The sequence below is a fragment of the Rhodococcus gordoniae genome (genome assembly GCF_001646655.1).
Taxonomy (GTDB): Bacteria; Actinomycetota; Actinomycetes; order Mycobacteriales; family Mycobacteriaceae; genus Rhodococcus; species Rhodococcus gordoniae.
Genome location: NZ_LPZN01000031.1, coordinates 21,445 through 42,124 on the forward strand (window position 1 = coordinate 21,445; position 20,680 = coordinate 42,124).

General features: G+C 66.3%; 17 protein-coding genes. 8 read left to right on the top strand and 9 right to left on the bottom strand.

The features are described from left to right. Window positions 1–95 precede the first annotated feature (95 nt). On the top strand, window positions 96–1,274 hold the full coding sequence (locus tag A8G18_RS13255) for an N-acetylmuramoyl-L-alanine amidase (protein ID WP_016931534.1): 1,179 nt from the start codon (window positions 96–98) through the stop codon (window positions 1,272–1,274). Window positions 1,275–1,368: 94 nt separating this feature from the next. On the opposite strand, the gene A8G18_RS13260 is transcribed toward A8G18_RS13255, so the two are convergent. The 9 genes from A8G18_RS13260 to rpmH form a co-directional block, all read right to left on the bottom strand. Beyond that, window positions 1,369–2,058 (bottom strand): hypothetical protein, encoded by a 690-nt coding sequence (locus tag A8G18_RS13260; RefSeq protein ID WP_064064271.1) that lies wholly within the window; start codon window positions 2,056–2,058, stop codon window positions 1,369–1,371. A 58-nt stretch (window positions 2,059–2,116) separates the two neighbouring features. Continuing rightward, on the bottom strand, window positions 2,117–3,334 hold the full coding sequence (locus tag A8G18_RS13265; RefSeq protein WP_209447026.1) for a ParB/RepB/Spo0J family partition protein: 1,218 nt from the start codon (window positions 3,332–3,334) through the stop codon (window positions 2,117–2,119). Beyond that, the gene (locus A8G18_RS13270; protein WP_064064242.1) at window positions 3,331–4,302 is read right to left on the bottom strand and encodes a ParA family protein; all 972 of its coding nucleotides are present in this window, start codon (window positions 4,300–4,302) and stop codon (window positions 3,331–3,333) included. The genes A8G18_RS13265 and A8G18_RS13270 overlap by 4 nt, the downstream gene beginning before the upstream one ends. A 606-nt stretch (window positions 4,303–4,908) precedes the next feature. Then, window positions 4,909–5,589 (bottom strand): 16S rRNA (guanine(527)-N(7))-methyltransferase RsmG, encoded by a 681-nt coding sequence (gene rsmG, locus A8G18_RS13275; protein WP_037221823.1) that lies wholly within the window; start codon window positions 5,587–5,589, stop codon window positions 4,909–4,911. Between the two features lie 108 nt (window positions 5,590–5,697). Beyond that, window positions 5,698–6,246, bottom strand: coding sequence for a Jag family protein (locus tag A8G18_RS13280; protein ID WP_064064243.1), 549 nt, complete (start codon window positions 6,244–6,246; stop codon window positions 5,698–5,700). 22 nt (window positions 6,247–6,268) lie between these two features. Then, window positions 6,269–7,372 carry a membrane protein insertase YidC gene (gene yidC / locus A8G18_RS13285; RefSeq protein WP_064064244.1) on the bottom strand — a complete coding sequence of 368 codons (1,104 nt, stop codon included), beginning with the start codon at window positions 7,370–7,372 and terminating at the stop codon, window positions 6,269–6,271. 69 nt (window positions 7,373–7,441) lie between these two features. Then, complete coding sequence (gene yidD, locus A8G18_RS13290; RefSeq protein ID WP_064064245.1) at window positions 7,442–7,732, bottom strand: membrane protein insertion efficiency factor YidD; 291 nt, start codon at window positions 7,730–7,732, stop codon at window positions 7,442–7,444. Beyond that, window positions 7,729–8,124, bottom strand: a complete 396-nt coding sequence (rnpA, locus tag A8G18_RS13295) for a ribonuclease P protein component (protein WP_084421784.1) — start codon at window positions 8,122–8,124, stop codon at window positions 7,729–7,731. The genes yidD and rnpA overlap by 4 nt, the downstream gene beginning before the upstream one ends. A 20-nt stretch (window positions 8,125–8,144) precedes the next feature. Further along, window positions 8,145–8,288, bottom strand: a complete 144-nt coding sequence (gene rpmH / locus A8G18_RS22490) for a 50S ribosomal protein L34 (RefSeq protein WP_006550910.1) — start codon at window positions 8,286–8,288, stop codon at window positions 8,145–8,147. Between the two features lie 640 nt (window positions 8,289–8,928). On the opposite strand from rpmH, the gene dnaA reads away from it, so the two are divergent. From dnaA to A8G18_RS13330, 7 genes are all read left to right on the top strand, one after another. Then, a complete protein-coding gene (gene dnaA / locus A8G18_RS13300) occupies window positions 8,929–10,608 on the top strand; it encodes a chromosomal replication initiator protein DnaA (RefSeq protein ID WP_421097285.1) in 1,680 nt (559 codons plus the stop codon). Window positions 10,609–11,107: 499 nt separating this feature from the next. Continuing rightward, a complete protein-coding gene (dnaN, locus tag A8G18_RS13305; RefSeq protein WP_026002735.1) occupies window positions 11,108–12,292 on the top strand; it encodes a DNA polymerase III subunit beta in 1,185 nt (394 codons plus the stop codon). Window positions 12,293–12,314: 22 nt separating this feature from the next. Then, window positions 12,315–13,547 carry a DNA replication/repair protein RecF gene (recF, locus tag A8G18_RS13310; protein ID WP_064064248.1) on the top strand — a complete coding sequence of 411 codons (1,233 nt, stop codon included), beginning with the start codon at window positions 12,315–12,317 and terminating at the stop codon, window positions 13,545–13,547. After that, window positions 13,544–14,098 (top strand): DUF721 family protein, encoded by a 555-nt coding sequence (locus A8G18_RS13315; RefSeq protein WP_064064249.1) that lies wholly within the window; start codon window positions 13,544–13,546, stop codon window positions 14,096–14,098. Before recF ends, A8G18_RS13315 begins: the two co-directional genes overlap by 4 nt. Before the next feature lie 214 nt (window positions 14,099–14,312). Next, the gene (gyrB, locus tag A8G18_RS13320; protein WP_016931521.1) at window positions 14,313–16,349 is read left to right on the top strand and encodes a DNA topoisomerase (ATP-hydrolyzing) subunit B; all 2,037 of its coding nucleotides are present in this window, start codon (window positions 14,313–14,315) and stop codon (window positions 16,347–16,349) included. A 350-nt stretch (window positions 16,350–16,699) separates the two neighbouring features. Continuing rightward, complete coding sequence (locus A8G18_RS13325; RefSeq protein WP_064064250.1) at window positions 16,700–20,254, top strand: sensor histidine kinase; 3,555 nt, start codon at window positions 16,700–16,702, stop codon at window positions 20,252–20,254. Further along, on the top strand, window positions 20,251–20,667 hold the full coding sequence (locus A8G18_RS13330; RefSeq protein ID WP_006550917.1) for a roadblock/LC7 domain-containing protein: 417 nt from the start codon (window positions 20,251–20,253) through the stop codon (window positions 20,665–20,667). The genes A8G18_RS13325 and A8G18_RS13330 overlap by 4 nt, the downstream gene beginning before the upstream one ends. Window positions 20,668–20,680 lie beyond the last annotated feature (13 nt).

Consider the following 20,680-nt stretch of genomic DNA (forward strand, 5'->3'; position numbering starts at 1 on the left):
CCGTTTGCACGGGCACATCCTTCATCCACCCCCGTTCGATGCTGCCCAGCCCTCATGCCGGGCACCGATCCGGTCAGCACGGAAAGGCCCGATACATGCGCCCTCTTCGTCACGGCGACCACGGTCCGGCTGTCGCCGAGATCCGGAGCACCTTGGCCGGCCTGGGATTCCTTCACAACGAGCCCGAGGAGTCGGGCGACTGGATGGGATCGGACGTCCCGTTCGATCGTGAACTCGACGGAGCTGTGCGTGCATTCCAGCAGCAGCGCGGTCTGCTCGTCGACGGGATCGTCGGACCCGCGACCTATCGCTCGTTGAAGGAAGCGGCGTACAAACTCGGTGCGCGCACCCTGATGTATCAGCTCTCCGCTCCGCTCTACGGAGACGATGTCGCCGCCCTGCAGACCCGTCTGCAAGATCTCGGCTTCTACGTCGACCGCGTGGACGGTTACTTCGGTCCGAAGACGCACGAAGGGCTGTGTTCCTTCCAGCGCGAGATCGGCCTCGCCTCCGACGGCATCTGCGGTGCCGAGACCCTGCGCGCGCTCGAACTGCTCGGTACCCGCGTGTCGGGTGGTTCGCCCCACGCGATCAGCGAGGAAGAAATCGTCCGCCGCTCCGGGCCACAGCTCAGCGGCAAGCGCATCGTCATCGACCCCGGTCTCGGAGGCAACACCCACGGCATCATCGTGCCGAGCCCTCACGGCCCCATTTCGGAGGCCGACATCCTGTGGGATCTCGCGCGGCGACTCGAGGGCCGGATGGCGGCGACGGGCATGGAGACCTTCCTGTCGCGGCCGTACCACGTGAATCCGACCGACGTCGAACGCGCGGGCACGTCCAACGCCTTCGGCGCCGACCTCATGCTTTCGCTGCGCTGCGATGCGAGTCGCAGCCCCGCCGCGAACGGAATCGCGAGCTTCCATTACGGCAACTCGCACGGTTCCGAATCGATGATCGGCCAGGTGCTCTCCGGCTACATCCAGCGCGAGATCGTCGCCCGCACGACCCTGCAGGACTGCCGTAGCCACGGCCGCACCTGGGACCTGCTGCGCCTGACCAACATGCCCACGGTCCAGATCGACCTCGGTTACCTCACCAACGAGCACGACGCCACGTTGCTCGCCGATCCGCGCAGCCGCGACATCATCGCCGAGGCGATCCTCATCGCGGTGAAGCGGCTGTACCTGCTCGGCCAGGACGACCAGCCGACCGGCACCTACACCTTCGCCGAGTTGCTCGCCGAAGAGCTCTCCATCTCGGACAGTCGCTGACCGGACCACACACGAGAAAAGGACCGCTCCGCAGCGTCTGCGGAGCGGTCCTTTTCCTCTGTGTCCCGAAGGGCGATCGATGTCCCGGAGGACGTCAGTGGGCGCCCACCGGCGACCCTGCGGTCAGATCCGCGATGGTGAGAGAGGACTCCTCGAGGAGCCTGTCGAGCGCGGCCTCCACGGCGATCTTCCATTCGTGGTCGCGGTCGAGTTCGAGACGCAGACGCGGATATCGGTGGTGCGGTGCGACGACCTCGAAGCCCATGTCTTCGAGGAAGTCGGCGTCGATCATGCACTCCGTGTCGGAGCATCCGAGCGCGGCCGTCGCGTGCGGCACATCGCCGGCCTCGGCGTCGGTGCCGTGCCGGATTCCGAAGGCCTCGATGGCACGAACATTGCGCCGAACGAGATCGGCGACGACACCCCGAACAAGGTCGGCACCGACGTTCAGGTCGGCGGCATGCGGCTCGGTCCGCATCGACGTCAGCAGGATCGCGTCGGCGCTGACGGGTGCGGTGGGGAAGGCCTGCGAGCGGGGAACCATGCCCGGGGGAGCGTAGAGCGCGCACCCCGCGGCCTTGTCGCCGATCGTCGCGATCTGGCCGCACGACCCCCATTCGAGAAGGACCATGGACAGCCATGCTTCCTTCTCGAACTCGGGGTCGGCGAAGTGTTGCAGGTCGGGTGACGCGGTGGGATCGATCTCCCAGAACACGCATCGCCGCGCATGAGCAGGCAACTGCTCGATCGCACTCAGCGTGAGCGGTGACACTCGAGTCGACACGGGATAGTTCGCCTCCACGTCTTTCGTCTACAGACTGTTGTCCTGCCCCGACGAGGAGTCAAGAAAGGTCGGTCTGCGACTCCATCATCTTCACGATGCGTTCGAGGTCGTCGACCGAACCGAACTCCACCACGATCTTGCCCTTGCGCTTGCCGAGACTCACGGTGACGCGCGTATCGAAGGAGTTCGACAGCCGCTCCGCGACATCCTGCAGTCCGGGCATCTGGATGGGTTTCCGGCGCTTCTGCTGCGGAGCATCGGGGGTGTCGTTGCGGTTGGCGAGCACGACGGCTTCTTCCGTCGCACGCACGGACAGACCCTCGGCGACAATGCGTGCGGCGAGTGCTTCCTGGGCGTCGGCACCGGCCTCGAGCGCCAGCAGGGCGCGCGCATGCCCGGCCGACAGCACCCCGGCCGCCACTCGCCGTTGCACCGCGACCGGCAGCTTGAGCAAGCGGATCATGTTCGTGATGACCGGTCGCGATCGACCGAGCCGGCCGGCAAGTTCCTCGTGGGTGACCTCGAACTCCTCGAGCAACTGCTGATATGCCGCTGCCTCTTCGAGGGGGTTGAGTTGCACCCGGTGGATGTTCTCCAGCAGCGCGTCGCGCAACAGCGACTCGTCCTCGGTGTCGCGAACGATCGCGGGGATCGTGTCGAGCCCGGCTTCCTGGACGGCACGCCAGCGACGTTCGCCCATCACGAGTTGGAAGCGGTCGCCGTCGAGACGGCGGACCACGACCGGTTGCATGAGCCCGAACTCACGGATGGAGTGGACGAGCTCCGCGAGTGCTTCCTCGTCGAAGACCTGACGCGGCTGCTTCGGATTGGGTTCGATCCGGCCGATCGGGATCTCGAGGTACACCGCTCCGGCGGGGGAGGGGAGGGGTTCACTCTCGATGGTCGCTGTGGACGACTCCGCCGAGTCGTCGGACGGCCGGGCCGCCTCGTTCCGGAACACCGGTGTCGTCGGCTTGCCGTCGCCGATGATGACGTCGGCGGCGGCCGTGCCCAGACCGGACGACGGCAGGTTCAGGACCGACGACGCTGCGCGACGCGCAGCGGCCGACTTGGTGGGCTGCCCGCCCCCAGCAGGCTTCGCAGGTGCGGACGCTGCGGACTTGGTGGACGCAGGGGCAACCGGGTCCGGCTCGGCCGGGGCGGTGGCCGTAGTGGTGGTAGCGGGGGCCGGCTTCTGCTCTGCGTCCACCGGCGGTCCGGTAGGGATGAGAGCTGCCAGACCTCGACCGAGCCCGCCCTTGCGTGTCGCGCTCATCCGTTCCCCTGATTCTCGTGTGCCCCGCGTGCCGCCAACTCGCGCCCGGCGTCGAGGTAGCTCATCGCGCCGCGCGATCCAGGATCGTAGTCGAGAACTGTCATCCCGTAACCGGGAGCTTCGGAGACTTTTACGCTACGGGGGATGACGGCACGCAGCACCGCGCTGCCGAAGTGGGCACGTACCTCTGCAGCGACCTGATCGGCCAGTTTGGTTCGCCCGTCGTACATCGTCAGGAGAACGGTCGAGACGTGCAGTTCGGGGTTGAGATGGGATTGGACGAGCTCGATGTTGCGCAGGAGCTGCCCGACGCCCTCGAGTGCGTAGTACTCGCACTGGATGGGGATGAGGACTTCCTTCGCGGCAACGAGAGCGTTGACCGTGAGCAAGCCGAGCGAGGGCGGGCAGTCGATGATCACGTAGTCGAAGTCGCGATCGCCGAGAGCTTCCTTCGTGAGGGCGTTCCGGAGACGGTTCTCTCGGGCGACCATCGAGACGAGTTCGATTTCGGCGCCCGCGAGGTCGATGGTGGCGGGGATGCAGAAGAGGCGTTCGTTGTGAGGGCTCTGTTGCACGGCCTCGGCGGCACTGATCTCTCCGAGGAGGATCTCGTAGCTCGAGGGAATGCCGGAGTAGTGCGGCACGCCCAATGCGGTGCTCGCATTGCCCTGCGGATCGAGGTCGACGACGAGAACGGACAGACCCTGGACGGCGAGAGCGGAGGCGATATTCACCGCCGTGGTGGTCTTACCCACCCCGCCCTTCTGGTTGGCGATCGTGAAGACGCGACGCTCGCGAGGCTTGGGTAGGGAGTTGGCTTCGCTCGGATGCAGGACCTGGGTGGCGCGATGAGCGGCCGCGCCGATAGGCGTGTCGATAGCGGAGAAACCGTCGAAGGGCACAGGGGAGAAGTCGTCCTCGACGCCTCCGGTTTCACGTGAAACAGCGGATTCAGATCCACCCGTCATCGAACACTCCTTACACGTAGATCCGCTCGGTTCGCACGCTACATCTTCGTCGCTTCCCGGTCCCGGCTTCGAAGCGGGCCGAGGCGCCGACGAGAGAATGCGAGTCCCTGGCCCGGAGCTGTCCCGGCTTCCCGAGCACGCGCACGCATTCTCGGTTGGTCCAGTATTCCATCCGCATTCCAGGTTCCGTCGACGACATGGCCGGGCGCCGTTTCACGTGAAACGACGCGGCGGTTGTTTCACGTGAAACACAGCGAAAGGAATCGCCATGTTTCACGTGAAACGTCGACAGCGGTCAGCGAAGGGGAGAGGACGATAGAAGGAGGAAAATGAATTGCTGTGCATTGCAACAACAGTCATGGCACTCATCTCGAAATTCATTGCGTAGAAGCACTTTCGGAAAATCCTACGCTCGCAGTCGAGTCAAACATCACAGTGACGAAACTACCTGGGGTGAATGGGTCTGGTGTGACAACGATGGAAATGGCCCTTTCATCCCGGAAAAGCACTCGAGTAGATTCCTCGAGTCGTCCCGAAAAGACAACACCCTCCCGACCCGGTGGGGGAGGGAGGGTGATGAGGGGTTGCCGAACGCTCGATCCTGCGTCAGCGCTTCTTGCGACGTCTCGCCGGACGCGGGATCCGCTCGGCCTTGACGACGAGCGTAGGAACGGGAAGAAGATCACCTCCGCACTCGAGCACCTCGAGATTGCCGGCGCCCAAGCGAGTGAGTTCGTCGTGATCCCGCTCGATCTCCTCTCGAGCGGAGGATCCCTTCAATGCCAGCATCCGTCCTCCCTCATGGACGAGGGGCAGTGACCACTTGGCGAGTTTGGCGAGGGGTGCGACTGCACGCGAGGTGACGACATCCGCACCGCCGGCTTCCTGGAGCACGCTCGGCTGCTCGGCTCGGCCGCGGACCACGAGGACATTCTCGATCCCGTTGGATTCCACGAATTCCGCCAGATAGACGGTGCGACGCAGAAGCGGCTCGACGAGAGTGACCTGGAGGTCGGGACGGGCGAGCGCGAGAGGAATACCCGGCAGGCCGGCGCCACTGCCCACGTCGACGACCGTCTCACCCTCCTGGATGAGTTCGCCCACCACAGCGCAATTGAGAATGTGCCGCTCCCACAGGCGCGGTACCTCGCGCGGCCCGATGAGTCCCCGCTCGACACCCGCCGTCGACAACGACTGGTGGTATCGCTCGGCAAGGTCGATTCGATCCCCGAACACCTGCTGTGCGATCGCCGACAGTTCCGCCTCGTGCTGTTCCACGTGAAACATCCTTTCCTGTGGACCCATCTGAAACAACATCGGGGCCCACGGCATCGATACGAAAAGCGAAGAGGGACCCTGGCGACGCAGAGTCCCTCTTCGGTCGGCGAGGCCGACTCAATCTTTGACGATCACCACACGGCGGTTCGGTTCCGCCCCCTCGCTCTCGCTGGACACACCGTCGATCTTCGCCACGGCGTCGTGCACGATCTTGCGCTCGAACGGCGTCATCGGCTCCAACTCTTCACGCTTACCGGACTCGAGCACGCGCTGCGCGGCCGACGCACCCAGCGAGGACAGTTCGTTACGCTTACCCGCGCGCCACCCCGCAATATCGAGCATGAGCTTGCTGCGCTCGCCCGTCGCCTGCTGCACGGCGAGGCGGGTGAGTTCCTGCAGAGCGTCGAGAACCTCACCGTTGCGACCCACGAGCTTGGTGAGATCCTTGCCGCCATCGATACTCACGACCGCGCGGTCGCCTTCGACGTCGAGGTCGATGTCTCCGTCGAAATCGAGAACGTCGAGCAACTGCTCCAGGTAGTCGCCGGCGATTTCGCCTTCCTCGATGAGGTAATCGTCGTCATCGAGATCGGCGTCCGCCGCGGGGTTGCTCTCCTCGGGTGCCACCGCGAGGTCCTCTTCCACCTTGTCCAGGTCACTGGCCATGTTCAGCTCTCTTCTACTTCGGTCAGCGCCGCTTGCGCTTGGAGTTCTTGGGGCGGCTGCCCGGCTTGGGAGCGGTCGCACCGGGCTTCGGAGCCGATGTTGCCGTGTCCGCGTCACCCGCGGAGTCCTTCTGCAGCGACACTTCGCCGGTCTCGTCGACCGTGGCGTCACCGGCATCGGACACTGCCGCTGCGGCCGTGCCCTTCTTCTTGGACTTGTCGGGTCGGGCACCCGGCTTCGGTGCGTTCTCGTTTCGGCGTGCCAGGGCGGCAGCCTTCTTCTCCTCCTCCTCCTTGTCGATACGTCGGAAGACGAGGTGCTGCTGTCCGTAGGTCCAGATGTTGTTACTGACCCAGTAGAGGATGACGGCGATCGGGAGGAACGGGCCACCGACGAGCACACCCAGCGGGAAGACGTACAGGGCCAACTTGTTCATGATCGCGGCCTGCGGATTCGCGGCGGCCTGAGCACTCTGGCGGGCGACGGAGGCGCGCGCATTGAAGTGCGTGGCGATACCGGCGACGACCATCAACGGCACTGCGACGGCGGCGATCTCCCAGCGCGTCGGAATGCCGCCGAACGGCGCGAAGGCTTCGAGCGACGCCATCGGCTGCGTGATCCACGACGAGATCGGAGCACCGAACAGACGGGCACTGAGGAAGGACTGGACGTCTTCCGGGCTGAACGCGTAGTTGCCGAGCTGCGCATTCTGCTCAGGAGTCAGCCCGAGCTGGCCGAAACCGGTGCCGGTGCGGTTGAACGAACGCAGCACGTGGAACAGGCCGATGAAGACGGGAACCTGCAGCAGGACGGGCAGGCATCCCATCAGCGGGTTGAAGCCGTGCTCCTTCTGGAGCTTCTGCATCTCGAGCGCCTGGCGCTGTCGATCCTTGGCGTACTTCTTCTGGAGCGCCTTGATCTGCGGCTGCAGTTCCTGCATCTGGCGGGTGGTACGCACCTGCTTGACGAACGGCTTGTACAGGATCGCGCGGAGGGTGAACACGAGGAACACCACCGACAGCGCCCAGGTCCAACCGCTGTCCGGCCCCAGAAAGGGGATCGCGGCGAAGACTTTGTGCCAGACCCACAGGATCCAGGACACGGGATAGTAGATGAAGTCGAGCACGGCTCTATGTACTCCTCTGGTCGTCCATGATCGCCACGAAGAGGCGTCGGTCTCGGGTCTCGGCTCCGGTCAGGTACCCACTGGGGACGACCGATGTTTCCGTTCGGGTACCGGATCCCACCCACCAGGGTGCCAGGGGCCGCACTTGAGCAGTCTCACCGATGCCAGGACCGAACCGACGACGACACCCCGCGTGCGCAGCGCCTCCACGGCGTACTCGCTACAGGTCGGGGTGAAGCGGCAGGTCGGCATCCGCGTGGGCGACACATAGGTGCGATAGAGCTCGATGCAGAAGATCAGTGCCCGGGCCGGGGCGGACCGCAGCGATCGCCACCACGACCTCGGCTCCGCCTCGTTCATGCGCGGGCACTCCCACTCGGGACCGGAGCAGCGGGGTCGAGCAGCCCGAGGCGAGCGAGACCCGATCGCACCTGCTTGTCGAGTTCGCGGGATTCCGCGGTGGCGGCGCCGGGTAGCGCGCGCAACACGATGTCGGTCTCGGAGGGCAGAGCCTCGACGAGGCCTGCACAGATATGACGAAGCCGGCGTGCGACTCGATGTCGAATCACCGCCGGCCCGACAGCCTTGCTCACGACCAGTCCGAAACGCGGACCGCCGACACTCACCAAGGACTCGGTGCGATCGCGTTCGAGAACGTGAACGACCAGATCCCGCCGCCCCTGACGACGCCCTCGGCGGACGGTGTCCGAGAAGTCCGAGTGGCGCCGCAGTCGATACGGCTCAGGTAACACCCCGAGCTCCGGTTAGGGAATCAGGCGGTGAGAGAAGCGCGGCCCTTACGGCGACGCGCCGAAACGATTGCGCGACCCGCACGGGTCCGCATCCGGAGACGGAAGCCGTGAACGCGCGCGCGGCGTCGGTTGTTCGGCTGGAACGTCCGCTTGCCCTTGGCCACGGTCGACACTCCTCGATAATTCTGCGACGGCACGGGTGAGCGCCGTCGTTCCAACGTGTACGTGAATTCGCAGGATCCGATTGCCCGGAAGAGCAGGACGAACCCATCACCTCAGTATGAGTGACTGTTCGAGGCTACTCGGACGCGGGCGCGAAATCAAACCGCGACCATCACCGGCAATCAACGCGACACGCCGGACGCGTCGACGAAAACTACACCCCGAGAAGGTATGTGATCCAGGGCACAGCTCGGGTACGCTGTGGGCCATGTCTTCGACGGCGCATCGCGACTACCTGTGCAGTCCCGCGTCACGCTCCGTTCGACGACGATGTGCCGGCCGGTGACGGCCCGCTGCCCCGCGCCTGCACGGGCGCCCTCGCGCAGCTTCTCCGGGCGCATTCGCGGCGTACGAGCCCGGATCGCATCGCACCGTGTGTCACACTGATCCCCGCAGACCGCCCGGGCCCACGAACCCGCTGAGCGAATACACAACCTCCCATCCACATATCCACCGGGTGATTCCCCCGGTTGTCCACACCTGTGGATAATCGTGTGGAAAACCGGTGATCAAAGGGAGGGAAGCTGCGTGAGCGACGAGCCGAACGCGCTGGCCGATGTGTGGACGGACGTCGTATCCGAGCTGACCATCGACGACGGATTGTTGACGAAGAGCCAGAAGGCATGGCTCGCGCTCGTCAAACCGATCACGCTCGCACAGGGATTCGCCCTGCTCTCGGTGCCTTCCACGCTCGCCCAGCAGTCGATCGAACGCGATCTGCGCGAACCCATCCTCCGCACCCTCAACCGGCACCTCGGCCACCGGGTCGAGGGTCTCGGTGTGCGCGTCGAGCCGCGGGAACGTGTGGATGATCCTGCCGAGGATCCCTACGCCGAACCTCGCGACACACTGCCCCTCGAAGGCCTGCCGGTCGATGCACAGCCTGTGAATCCGCGCACCGCGGAGACACGCAGCCGTGATCTGCGCCGGGAGGCTCCGATACCCCGCGATGCCGGCGGTCCGCGCGACGGGGCGATGCCTCGGGACGGCGCCGTGTCCAGGGACGGCGTCGGACCGAGGGACGGGGAATTCACGCGCGACGGCATGCTTCCCGGTGAAGGTGCCGCCTATCGGCGACGCCTGATCTCCTCGCGTGAGCACGACATGCTCGAGGCCGACCACGGCGAACTCGAGGAGGTCGACGACGACCGGGAGGCGATGACCGCCGTGCGCGAGTCGTGGCCGTCCTACTTCACCCAGCCCCCACCGCCCGAGACGCCGCCCATGGGCAGCAGCAGCCTCAACGCGAAGTACACCTTCGACACCTTCGTGATCGGTGCGTCGAACAGGTTCGCGCACGCCGCAGCGGTGGCGATCGCCGAAGCACCGGCACGGGCCTACAACCCGCTCTTCATCTGGGGTGCGTCGGGCCTGGGCAAGACGCATCTGCTGCACGCCGCCGGCCACTATGCCCAGCGGCTCTTCCCGGGGATGCGGGTGAAGTACGTCTCCACCGAGGAGTTCACGAACGACTTCATCAACAGCCTCCGCGACGACCGCAAGGTCGCGTTCAAGCGGCGCTACCGCGAGACCGACATCCTGCTCGTCGACGACATCCAGTTCATCGAGGGCAAGGAAGGTATCCAGGAGGAGTTCTTCCACACTTTCAACACCCTCCACAACGCCAACAAGCAGATCGTCGTCTCGTCCGATCGCCCGCCCAAGCAGCTCGCGACGCTCGAGGAACGACTGCGGACCCGGTTCGAGTGGGGCCTGATCACCGACGTCCAGCCGCCGGAACTCGAGACGCGCATCGCGATCCTGTCGAAGAAGGCGCGCATGGACGGCCTGAACGTGCCGCACGACGTGCTCGAGCTGATCGCGAGCCGAATCGAACGCAACATCCGCGAACTCGAGGGTGCCTTGATCCGCGTGACGGCCTTCGCGTCGCTCAACAGGCAACCACTCGATCTCACCCTCGCCGAGGTGGTGCTGCGGGATCTGATGCCGGACTCGTCCGCGCTCGAGATCAACGCAGCCACGATCATGGCCGTGACCGCGGAGTACTTCGGCACGTCGATCGACGACCTGTGCGGCCCCGGGAAGGCACGCCCGCTCGCGCAGGCACGCCAGATCTCGATGTATCTGTGCCGCGAGCTCACCGATCTGTCGTTGCCGAAGATCGGGCAGACCTTCGGTCGCGACCACACCACGGTCATGTACGCGGACAAGAAGATTCGCAAGGAGATGACCGAGCGTCGCAAGGTCTACGACCAGGTGCAGGAGCTCACCGCGCGCATCAAGCAGCGGTCCAAGCGCTGATCCTCGAGCCTCGAGTATCCATCCACAGGGAGCGTCCACAGGGCGCTCCCTGTCCCGTATCTCGAGAAATTTCGGCTTCCCACACCTGTGGACAAGGGTGTGCAGAACGTGGGATCTTTGTGGACGAACAGTGGACAAAGGATGAACAGTCTCGAGGAATCCACATTCATCCTCGAGAACTCCTCGAGTTCATCCTCGAGTTCGTACCCCTCGAGAACATCGCCCACCAGCCTAGACGGTCGTTCGTCCACAGATTCCACAGGCCCTATTACTACTTCTGTGAGTTCTCTTCAGAAATCTTCTTTCAAAACAGGTGTGTGGAGAGCTTCGGTCCACAGGCCCTCGAGTGAGGGTCACGCCTCGAGCCTCCCGGCTTTCCAAGCAGCGACGGAAGGCATAACGTGGACCCGCATCCCCCGGCTCCGCCTCATCGGTGTCGGGGTTCTGTGACAGACTTCGTAGACTTGTCGAGACCACGATCGAAGGGATCCACCGGGCGATGGAGCTGGGAAGTATGAAGTTTCGTGTGCCTCGCGAGGACTTCGCCGATTCCGTTGCATGGGTTGCCCGAAGCCTTCCGTCGCGACCCCCCGTTCCGGTTCTGGGCGGTGTCCTGCTCGGTGCCGACGAACGCGGGCTGACGGTCTCTGGCTTCGATTACGAGGTATCTGCGCAGGTCCACGTCTCGGCCGAGGTCATCACTCCGGGCCGGGTGCTGGTGTCCGGCAAACTGCTCGCCGACATCACCCGCGCGTTGCCTCACAAGCCTGTGGATGTCGTGCTCGACGGCACCCGCGTGCTCATCACGTGCGGTAGCGCCAAGTTCTCACTTCCCACCATGCCTGTGGAGGACTACCCGCAGCTGCCCGAGCTCCCGCAGCAGACCGGTGCGCTGTCCGGCGATCTGTTCGCCGAGGCCATCAGCCAGGTCGCCGTCGCAGCCGGCAAGGACGACACGCTCCCCATGCTCACGGGCATCCGGGTGGAGATCGAGGGCACCGACATGGTGCTCGCGGCCACCGACCGGTTCCGTCTCGCGGTGCGGAAGCTCGAGTGGATGCCCACCGCGGAATCCACGAGTTCGGCCGTGCTCGTACCCGCCAAGACCCTCTCCGAGGCCGCGAAAACCGTTGGCGGATCCTCGAACTCCCCGGTCCAGCTGGCTCTCGGCAGCGGGTCGTCGGTGGGTGCAGAGGGTCTGCTCGGCATCGTCGCCGAAGGTCGCCGCACCACGACGCGCCTGCTCGACGCCGAATTCCCCAAGTTCCGTCAGTTGCTCCCCAACGAGCACACCGCGATGGCGACCGTCGAGATCGCACCGCTCGTCGACGCGATCAAGCGCGTGGCGCTGGTCGCCGAGCGCGGCGCGCAGGTCCGACTCGAGTTCACGGAGGGCAGCGTGCTGCTCTCGGCCGGTGGCGACGACGCGGGCCGGGCCGAGGAATCCCATCCCGCCGAGTTCTTCGGGGAGCCGCTGATCATCGCGTTCAACCCGGGCTACCTGCTCGACGGACTGACGTCGCTGCACACCGACAAGGTCTCGTTCGGGTTCACCACCTCGAGTCGGCCCGCCGTGCTGCGCCCCGCGCTCGACGAGGAACCCGTGCCGGACTCGTCGGGCACCTTCGCCGCTCCGGACAGCGATTACACCTATCTGCTGATGCCGGTGCGCCTGCCGGGCTGACCGGCCCCGAGACTGGACCCCCGTGTACGTTCGCACCTTCTCGCTGCGCGACTTCCGTTCGTGGAGAACGGTTTCCGTCGACCTCACTCCGGGGGCGACGGTCTTCGTCGGGCGCAACGGACACGGGAAGACCAATCTGCTCGAGGCCCTCGGATATCTGTCGACGCTGTCGTCGCACCGGGTGTCCTCCGACGGTCCGTTGCTGCGGGCCGGCGCATCACGGGCGTTCGCCGGGGCTCTGGTCGTCAACAACGGCCGTGAACTCGGCATCGACATCGAGATCAACGAGGGCAAGCAGAACCGGGCGCGGATCAACCAGTCGCCGGCCCGCCGGCCCCGCGAGATCCTCGGCATCCTCCGCACGGTGCTCTTCGCACCGGAGGATCTCTCCCTCGTCCGCGGCGACCCGGGCGATCGCCGCCGGTTCCTCGACGAACTGCTCAGCACGCGATTCCCGCGGATGAGTGGGGTCCGCGCCGACTACGACAAGGTGCTGCGCCAGCGGTCCGCGCTGCTCAAGACGGCGGGTGGGGCGCTGCGGCGGGGAAACCGCTCCGACGACGGGGCGAGCGCTCTGGCCACCCTCGACGTGTGGGACGGCCACCTCGCGGCCCACGGGGCCGAACTGCTCGCGGCGCGCATCGCGTTGCTGCACGAACTGGCCCCGCATGTATCCGAAGCGTACCGATCGATCGCACCCGAGTCGCGTCCGGCGAGTCTGCGCTACCGCAGCAGCCTCGGTGACGCGCTGCCACCGGAGTTCTCCGATCCGGCCCGGATGCCTGCACGGGACGATCGCGAGTTTCTCGAGACCGTCTTCCTCCACCGGCTCGCGGAGATGCGGTCCAGGGAGATCGAACGCGGAGTCTGCCTCGTCGGACCGCACCGCGACGATCTCGAGCTGATGCTCGGCGCCGAGCCGGCGAAAGGTTATGCGAGCCACGGCGAATCGTGGTCGTTCGCGCTCGCGTTACGGCTCGGGGCGTTCGCCCTGCTACGTACCGACGGCACCGATCCGGTTCTCATGCTCGACGACGTCTTCGCCGAACTCGATCGTCGCCGGCGGTCCGCGCTCGCCGAGGTCGCCACGACGGCCGAGCAGGTGCTGATCACGGCGGCCGTGCCGGAGGACGTGCCCGCCGAGTTGAACGGTGCCCGGTTCCCCGTCCACGTCGAGGACACCGGAGAAGGTCGTATCTCTGTGCTGGGATCGGTGCAACGGGAGACGGACCGGATCACCGGGGAGGTCGGATGAACGACGAACGGACAGGTGCCGAGGGCGGTTCGAACGAGCCGGAGCTGAAGGGCATCGACCTGGCCCGTCGCGCGCTCGAGGAGGCTCGGGCCGCCGCGAAGGCGAGCGGCAAGGCCGTGGGACAGGGACGCGCGTCGCGGGGCCGGCTGCGCCCGAAACGCCGGCGTCGCGGCTGGTCGGGGCCCGGACCGGACGACCGCGACCCCCAGCCGCTCGGTGCCCTCGCGCAGTCGCTGTCCAAGCAGCGGGGGTGGTCGACGCACGTGTCCGAAGGCACCGTCATGGGGAGCTGGGCCCGGGTCGTGGGTGACGACATCGCGAGCCATGCCCAGCCGACCACACTGCGCGACGGAATCCTGCACGTCTCGGCCGAGTCGACGGCCTGGGCGACGCAGTTGAGGATGATGCAGTCGCAGATCCTCGCGAAGATCGCCGCGGCCGTGGGGCACGGAGTGGTGAAGGAACTGCGGATCACCGGCCCGACGGCTCCGAGCTGGCGGAAGGGCGAACGTCACATCCGCGGCCGCGGACCACGCGACACCTACGGGTGATTCCCGGATCGCTCGCGGCCCGTACACGGGGCGAAAATCCGGGTGCCTAGGAAATCACGTCGTCCCGCTCGCGAAGGGGCGGCTACGGGGACGTCAGCGGTGCGGATGCCCGCATTCGTGTCGACCCCGGTGCAGGGCCTCAGGGCACGTAGGATGGACAGGAATGCGTCGCGCGCGTGCGCGGGGCCGATCGGAGAAGGAGAGCTACCCACCCGTGGCTGCCCAGAAGTCGAACAACAACAAGAATGAGTACGGTGCGTCGTCCATCACCGTCCTCGAGGGTCTCGAGGCGGTGCGCAAGCGCCCCGGCATGTACATCGGTTCCACCGGAGAGCGTGGTCTGCACCACCTGATCTGGGAGGTCGTCGACAACTCGGTCGACGAGGCCATGGCCGGTTACGCGTCGAAGGTGGAGGTCACCCTCCTCGCCGACGGTGGCGTCCAGGTCGTCGACGACGGCCGCGGTATTCCCGTCGGTATGCACGCGTCCGGTGTCCCTACCGTCGAGGTCGTCCTCACCCAGCTCCACGCCGGCGGCAAGTTCGACTCCGACGCCTACGCCGTCTCCGGCGGTCTGCACGGTGTCGGTATCTCCGTGGTGAACGCCCTGTCCACAATCCTCGAGGTCGAGATCGACAACGACGGGTACCACTGGGAGCAGACGTACACCGCCTCGAAGCCGGGCGAGCTGGTCAGAGGAGAGGCCACCAAGCGCACGGGTACCACCGTCCGGTTCTGGCCCGACCCCGAGATCTTCGAGACCACGACGTTCAACTTCGAGACCGTCGCGCGTCGCCTGCAGGAGATGGCGTTCCTCAACAAGGGATTGACCATCACCCTCACCGACGAGCGGGTCGCACCCGAAGAGGTCACCGAGGAAGACGTCCCCGACACCGCGGACGCCCCCAAGACTGCGGAGGACCAGGCCGTCGAGGCCGCCGAACCCGAGGTCCACAAGGTCAAGGTCCGCACGTACCACTACCCCGGTGGTCTCGAGGACTACGTGCGGCACATCAATCGCACGAAGACGCCCATCCACAACTCGGTCGTCGGGTTCACGGCCAAGGGCACCGGCCACGAACTCGAGGTCGCGATGCAGTGGAACTCGGGTTACTCCGAGTCCGTCCACACTTTCGCCAACACCATCAACACCCACGAGGGCGGCACGCACGAGGAAGGCTTCCGCGCGGCGCTGACCACCGTCGTCAACCGCTACGCGAAGGACAAGAAGCTCCTCAAGGAGAAGGACCCCAACCTCACGGGCGACGACATCCGCGAGGGCCTGGCAGCGATCATCTCCGTCAAGGTCGCCGAGCCGCAGTTCGAGGGCCAGACCAAGACCAAGCTCGGCAACACCGAGGTGAAGTCGTTCGTGCAGAAGGCGTGCAACGAGCACATCTCGCACTGGTTCGAGGCCAATCCGGCCGACGCGAAGACGATCGTCACCAAGGCCGTGTCGTCGGCGCACGCACGTGTCGCCGCCCGAAAGGCCCGCGAGCTCGTCCGCCGCAAGAGCGCGACGGACATCGGTGGTCTGCCCGGCAAGCTGGCCGACTGCCGGTCGAAGGATCCGAGCAAGTGCGAGATCTACATCGTGGAGGGCGACTCCGCAGGGGGGTCCGCCAAGTCGGGTCGCGACTCGATGTACCAGGCGATCCTTCCGTTGCGCGGCAAGATCATCAACGTCGAGAAGGCCCGTATCGACAAGGTGCTCAAGAACGCCGAGGTCCAGTCGATCATCACGGCGTTCGGTACCGGCATCCACGAAGAGTTCGACATCGCGAAGCTGCGCTATCACAAGATCGTCCTGATGGCCGACGCCGACGTCGACGGTCAGCACATCGCGACGCTGTTGCTCACGCTGCTGTTCCGTTTCATGCGCCCGCTGGTCGAGGAAGGTCACGTCTTCCTGGCGCAGCCGCCGCTGTACAAGCTCAAGTGGCAGCGCAGCGAGCCGGAGTTCGCGTACTCGGACCGTGAGCGCGACGCCCTGCTCGAGGCGGGTCTCGCCGCGGGCAAGAAGATCAACAAGGACGACGGTATCCAGCGTTACAAGGGTCTCGGTGAGATGAACGCCAAGGAACTGTGGGAGACCACGATGGATCCGAGCGTCCGCGTCCTGCGTCAGGTGACCCTCGACGACGCCGCCGCGGCCGACGAGTTGTTCAGCGTCCTCATGGGCGAGGACGTCGCGGCACGACGGAGCTTCATCACCCGTAACGCGAAGGATGTCCGCTTCCTCGACGTCTGATCACGGCCGGCAGCGCCGGAGAACTGCATGCGAATCCCCGCTGTGTCGTACATCACGGCGGGGATTCGCATGTCGTGCGCCCGGAAGTGGGAAGGGCCGTTAGCCTTCTTCGTTACTCGTGAGTACACTCCTATCGGCCATCTGTACGTGTGGCTGCCGACGAGGGGGCCGGGGCAGCGCGGGGGTACGGGAAGAACTCACTCTTCCGTATCCGCTGTATGTCCCGATATGGTGCCCTCACCCGAAACGTCTCGTTCGACTGCACTCGATCGAAAACGCGCTCATCGGAGTGCAGTGCCGACTGGTGTTCGTCGCCCGGCGCGGACGGGGTGGAAGGAGAGCTGTGATCCATGAGTGACAAGTCGCCGCCCCAGCAGCGGTGGTGGAACATCGAGGGGTGGGGTCTTCGCAGGAAGGTCACCGCCGTTCTCGCTGTCCCCGTGACCGTGGCAATGGTCCTCGGTGGTCTTCGGGTCGAGAACGAGCTCAGCAACGCCGTCCACTTCTCGTCCGCAGCCGATCAGGTCGCAGCCGTGCCGGACATCGTGGATTTCTCGACGGCGTTCGCCACCGCCACCGCGGGTGCCGCGGCCGGAACGGCGACCCCCGAGGAAATGGCGGCTCTCGGTGACGCTTTCGGCACGATCGCCTCGGTCACGGAGAACCCCGAACTCGATCCCGCGGTGACCGCCGACCTCAGCCGCACCGCCGCCACGGCCCAGTCGCTCTACACGAAGATGCAGGCCGGTCCGGTGCCGATCCAAGAGATCGGTGCCGTCACGAGCGAGGTGCGCGACAGCCTCAACCGTATCGTCGAGGCCATCCTCGGCGAGGTCGACGATCGCGAGATCCTCGGCTACGGCGACCAGCTGATCAACGCGTGGTACTCCCAGCGCTACCTCTTCGGTCAGGTACTCGGTCTGCTCCAGCTCCTCGGCGACCCCACTCAGCCCGGCACCGCCCTGGTGTCGGCGTCCGGCGCCGAACTCGCGATGCTCGATCTGCTCGCCCGCTCCTACCCGATGGCCGATGCTCAGATCGCCGAACTCCGTGCCGGCGTCCAGGAGCGTGCCGACATGGTCGACGCGGCCGGCTCGGATCCGCTCCCGATCCTCAACCTCCGCGCGTCGTTGCTCAACAGTGTCGACATCTACGGCACCATCATCGAAGAAGCGTCGAACCAGGTCAGCACCACCATTCAGGAACGCGCGGCGCAAACCCGCTCGGCCGCGCTCCGCGATACCGCGATCGTGCTCGCGGCCCTGCTCGCGGCACTCGTGCTCGCACTGCTCGTGTCGCGTTCGCTCGTCGGACCGATCCGTCGTCTGCGCTACGGCACCCTGAAGGTGGCGCGGCAGGAGCTTCCCGAGGCGATCGACCGAATCAAGGTCGGCGACAACATCGAGGACATCGAGTTCACCCGCGTCCCGGTGCACACCACCGAGGAGATCGGGCAGCTCGCTCGCGCGGTCGACGACATGCACGGGCAGGCTCTGCGCCTCGCCGGCGAGCAGGCCCACCTGCGTCTGCAGATCAGCGACATGTTCGAGACGCTCGCGCGTCGGTCGAAGTCGCTCGTGGAGCAGCAACTCGGTCTCATCGAACGACTCGAGTACGAGGAGAAGGACCCCGCTCGACTCGAGAGCCTGTTCCGTCTCGACCACCTCGCCGCGCGTATGCGTCGTAACGGCGACAACCTGCTGATTCTCTCCGGTACGCGCATGCGTCGCGGTCACTCCGCGCCCGTTCAGCTCGGCGACATCCTGCGCGCCGCGATGTCGGAGGTCGAGGATTACCAGCGCGTGCAGATCGGCTCGACGCCCGACGGTGCTCTCAGTGGCGCGGTCGCGACCGACATCGTGCACCTCCTGGCCGAGCTGGTCGACAACTCGTTGCGTGCGTCACCGCCCGACAGCAACGTCACCTTCAGCTTCGCGCGTGCCGTCGACGGCGGTCTGCTCGTCGAGATCGCCGACCGCGGTATCGGTATCCCGGCCGACGAACTCGAGGTCATCAACCAGCGTCTCGCCAAGGGCGGCGAGGTCGGTCCGGACACCGCACGCCACATGGGTCTGTTCGTGGTGTCGCGACTCGCCGAGCGGCACGGTCTCACCGTGCGTCTGCGCCCGACCTTCGACACCGCACGCAACCCGGGTATCACCGCGAGCGTCCACATCCCGGACGTGCTGCTGGTGTCCCCGCTTGCGTTGTCGCACACCGGTCCTCAGCCCCCTCTCGAACTGGAGCCGGAGGAGTACTCGGCACCGCAGGCGATCTCGGCGCCCGTCGCACGGCAGGGTCTTCCCGAGGCCGCGAACGACGATGTCCGGGCCGGCGAGTCCGACGACGCGTACGCGAAAGCCGGCTACGCGAACGACAGTTACGCGAGCGATGTCGACGAAACCCCTTCCGCTGCGCGGGACACGGCGCCGTCCTACCAGGACGAGCGCCGGGACGAGTTGCAACGCGAATCGGGACGGAACGAGTTCACCCCGCCTCCGTCGTCACTTCCGGCACCCTCGCTGCGCGACTCTCGAGCACCCTCGCCCGACGACCGGACACCGTCGGCCTCGCGCGAGATCGGGCCGTCGGGTCTTCCGCAACGTCGCCCCGGCGGAACTCCGGGTCTGCCCACTCGTCAGCCGGGTGGGACTCCGGGTCTGCCGACTCCGCCCAGGTCACCGCAGCCGCGCCGGATCGAACCGGATGCCGCAGCAGCGTTCGCGTCGTCCCTGCCCCCGCGCGGTCCTCGCCGCGGACCGGAGGAGACCAACGGGCACTCGACCGACGGCCGCAACGGTGAGGGACACAACGGTTCCACTCCACGGCCCGACGCCGATCCCGCTCGTCGTGAAGGACTTTCGGGTCTTCCGCAGCGTCGCCCCGGTGCCACGCCGGGTCTGTCGCCGACGAATTCCGCGCCCGCACGCGACAGCCGGCAGGATCAGTCGCAGGCATGGGACTCGCAGCAGTCCCTGCCGGTCCGCGAGCCGCAGCAGGACTCGGCACATCGTGCGCCCGCCCCGCAGCAGCGCCCCGCTTCCCCCGGTCTTCCGCAGCGTCGTCCGGGCGCGACTCCCGGGCTTCCGGGACGGGCTTCCGGATCGTCCCCCTCGGTTCCGCAGAACCGGCCGCAGCAGCCGATGGCGGGTCCGCTCGCGGGTGGCGAATCCGCGGATCGGACGGAGACACCGAGCCGTTCCGACCTGCCACAGCGCGCGCCGGCCCCGGATGCGGGCCGTCGTCAGTCGGAACTCTTCCAGGGTCTTCCGCAGCGGCGTCCGGGAAGCGCGCCCGGTCTGCCGCGCCGTCAGCCGGGCAGCACTCCGGGGCTTCCGCAGCGACCCGCTGCGGCCACCAACGGTTCCGGATTCGATTCGGCCGCAGGGGCGTCCGGGCCCAGTATCGCCGACGGTGGTTCCGTGTCGCACCGCAGCGACGCGCAGCAGGCGGCCCGGCACCGCTACCGGACCAACTCGGCGAAGACGGCGTCGTTCTTCCAGCCACGGTCCGACCTGGCGTCGGCCCGTCCGCAGCCGGCCAACACTCCGATCTTCACCACGATGATGTCGGATTGGCTCGTCGACCCGACGAGCCTTCCGGAGGATCGCAGGAAGCGGGAATGGCACTCCGCCGCGGACGCGGGTTGGGAAGCAGCTCAGCGTGCTTCGGAAGCCCCCGTGGAGGAGCACACCACCGCGGGTCTTCCGCGGCGTGCCCCCGGCGAACGCCTGGTGCCGGGTGCCGTACGGGCGCCGGCAACGGGTGAACTGCCGAGGACCATTCGACGTCGAGACCCGGAAGCCATCCGGGCCAACTTGAGCCGCCATCAGCAGGGTGTCCGCGACGGACGCGCCTCGGCGAATACCAGCAATCGCGAGAACGACGAACAGGGAGTTCGATGAATATTGATCATGGATCCGACGCAGCTCGTCCATTGGACTGGTTGGTTTCCAACTTCGCGCGCGAAGTCCCGGGTGTCTCGCATGCCGTACTCGTGTCCGCCGACGGCCTTCTCATGGCCGCCAGCGCCCACCTCCCGGTGGATCGTGCCGAGCAGCTCGCTGCGGTGACCTCGGGCCTGGCGAGTCTGTCCAACGGTGTGTCGCAGCTGTTCGACGGGGGAGGTGTGCTGCAGTCCGTCGTGGAGATGCAGCACGGCTACCTGTTGCTGATGAGTGTCGGCGACGGCTCCCACCTTGCGGCTCTGACGGCCTCCGAGTGCGACATCGGACAGGTCGGTTACGAGATGGCGCTCTTGGTCGATCGAGTGGGTGCTTCGGTCGAAGCCACTCCGCGGGTCGGTCTAGGGTCCTGACGTCGAGGTGGCC

Excerpts from the sequence above, each read along its gene's own strand:
- A8G18_RS13255 (WP_016931534.1), top strand. The coding sequence starts at position 96 with ATGCGCCCTCTTCGTCACGGCGACCACGGTCCGGCTGTCGCCGAGATC.
- A8G18_RS13265 (WP_209447026.1), bottom strand. The coding sequence starts at position 3,334 with ATGAGCGCGACACGCAAGGGCGGGCTCGGTCGAGGTCTGGCAGCTCTC.
- A8G18_RS13270 (WP_064064242.1), bottom strand. The coding sequence starts at position 4,302 with ATGACGGGTGGATCTGAATCCGCTGTTTCACGTGAAACCGGAGGCGTC.
- rsmG (WP_037221823.1), bottom strand. The coding sequence starts at position 5,589 with ATGTTTCACGTGGAACAGCACGAGGCGGAACTGTCGGCGATCGCACAG.
- A8G18_RS13280 (WP_064064243.1), bottom strand. The coding sequence starts at position 6,246 with ATGGCCAGTGACCTGGACAAGGTGGAAGAGGACCTCGCGGTGGCACCC.
- yidD (WP_064064245.1), bottom strand. The coding sequence starts at position 7,732 with ATGAACGAGGCGGAGCCGAGGTCGTGGTGGCGATCGCTGCGGTCCGCC.
- dnaN (WP_026002735.1), top strand. The coding sequence starts at position 11,108 with ATGGAGCTGGGAAGTATGAAGTTTCGTGTGCCTCGCGAGGACTTCGCC.
- A8G18_RS13315 (WP_064064249.1), top strand. The coding sequence starts at position 13,544 with ATGAACGACGAACGGACAGGTGCCGAGGGCGGTTCGAACGAGCCGGAG.
- A8G18_RS13325 (WP_064064250.1), top strand. The coding sequence starts at position 16,700 with ATGAGTGACAAGTCGCCGCCCCAGCAGCGGTGGTGGAACATCGAGGGG.
- A8G18_RS13330 (WP_006550917.1), top strand. The coding sequence starts at position 20,251 with ATGAATATTGATCATGGATCCGACGCAGCTCGTCCATTGGACTGGTTG.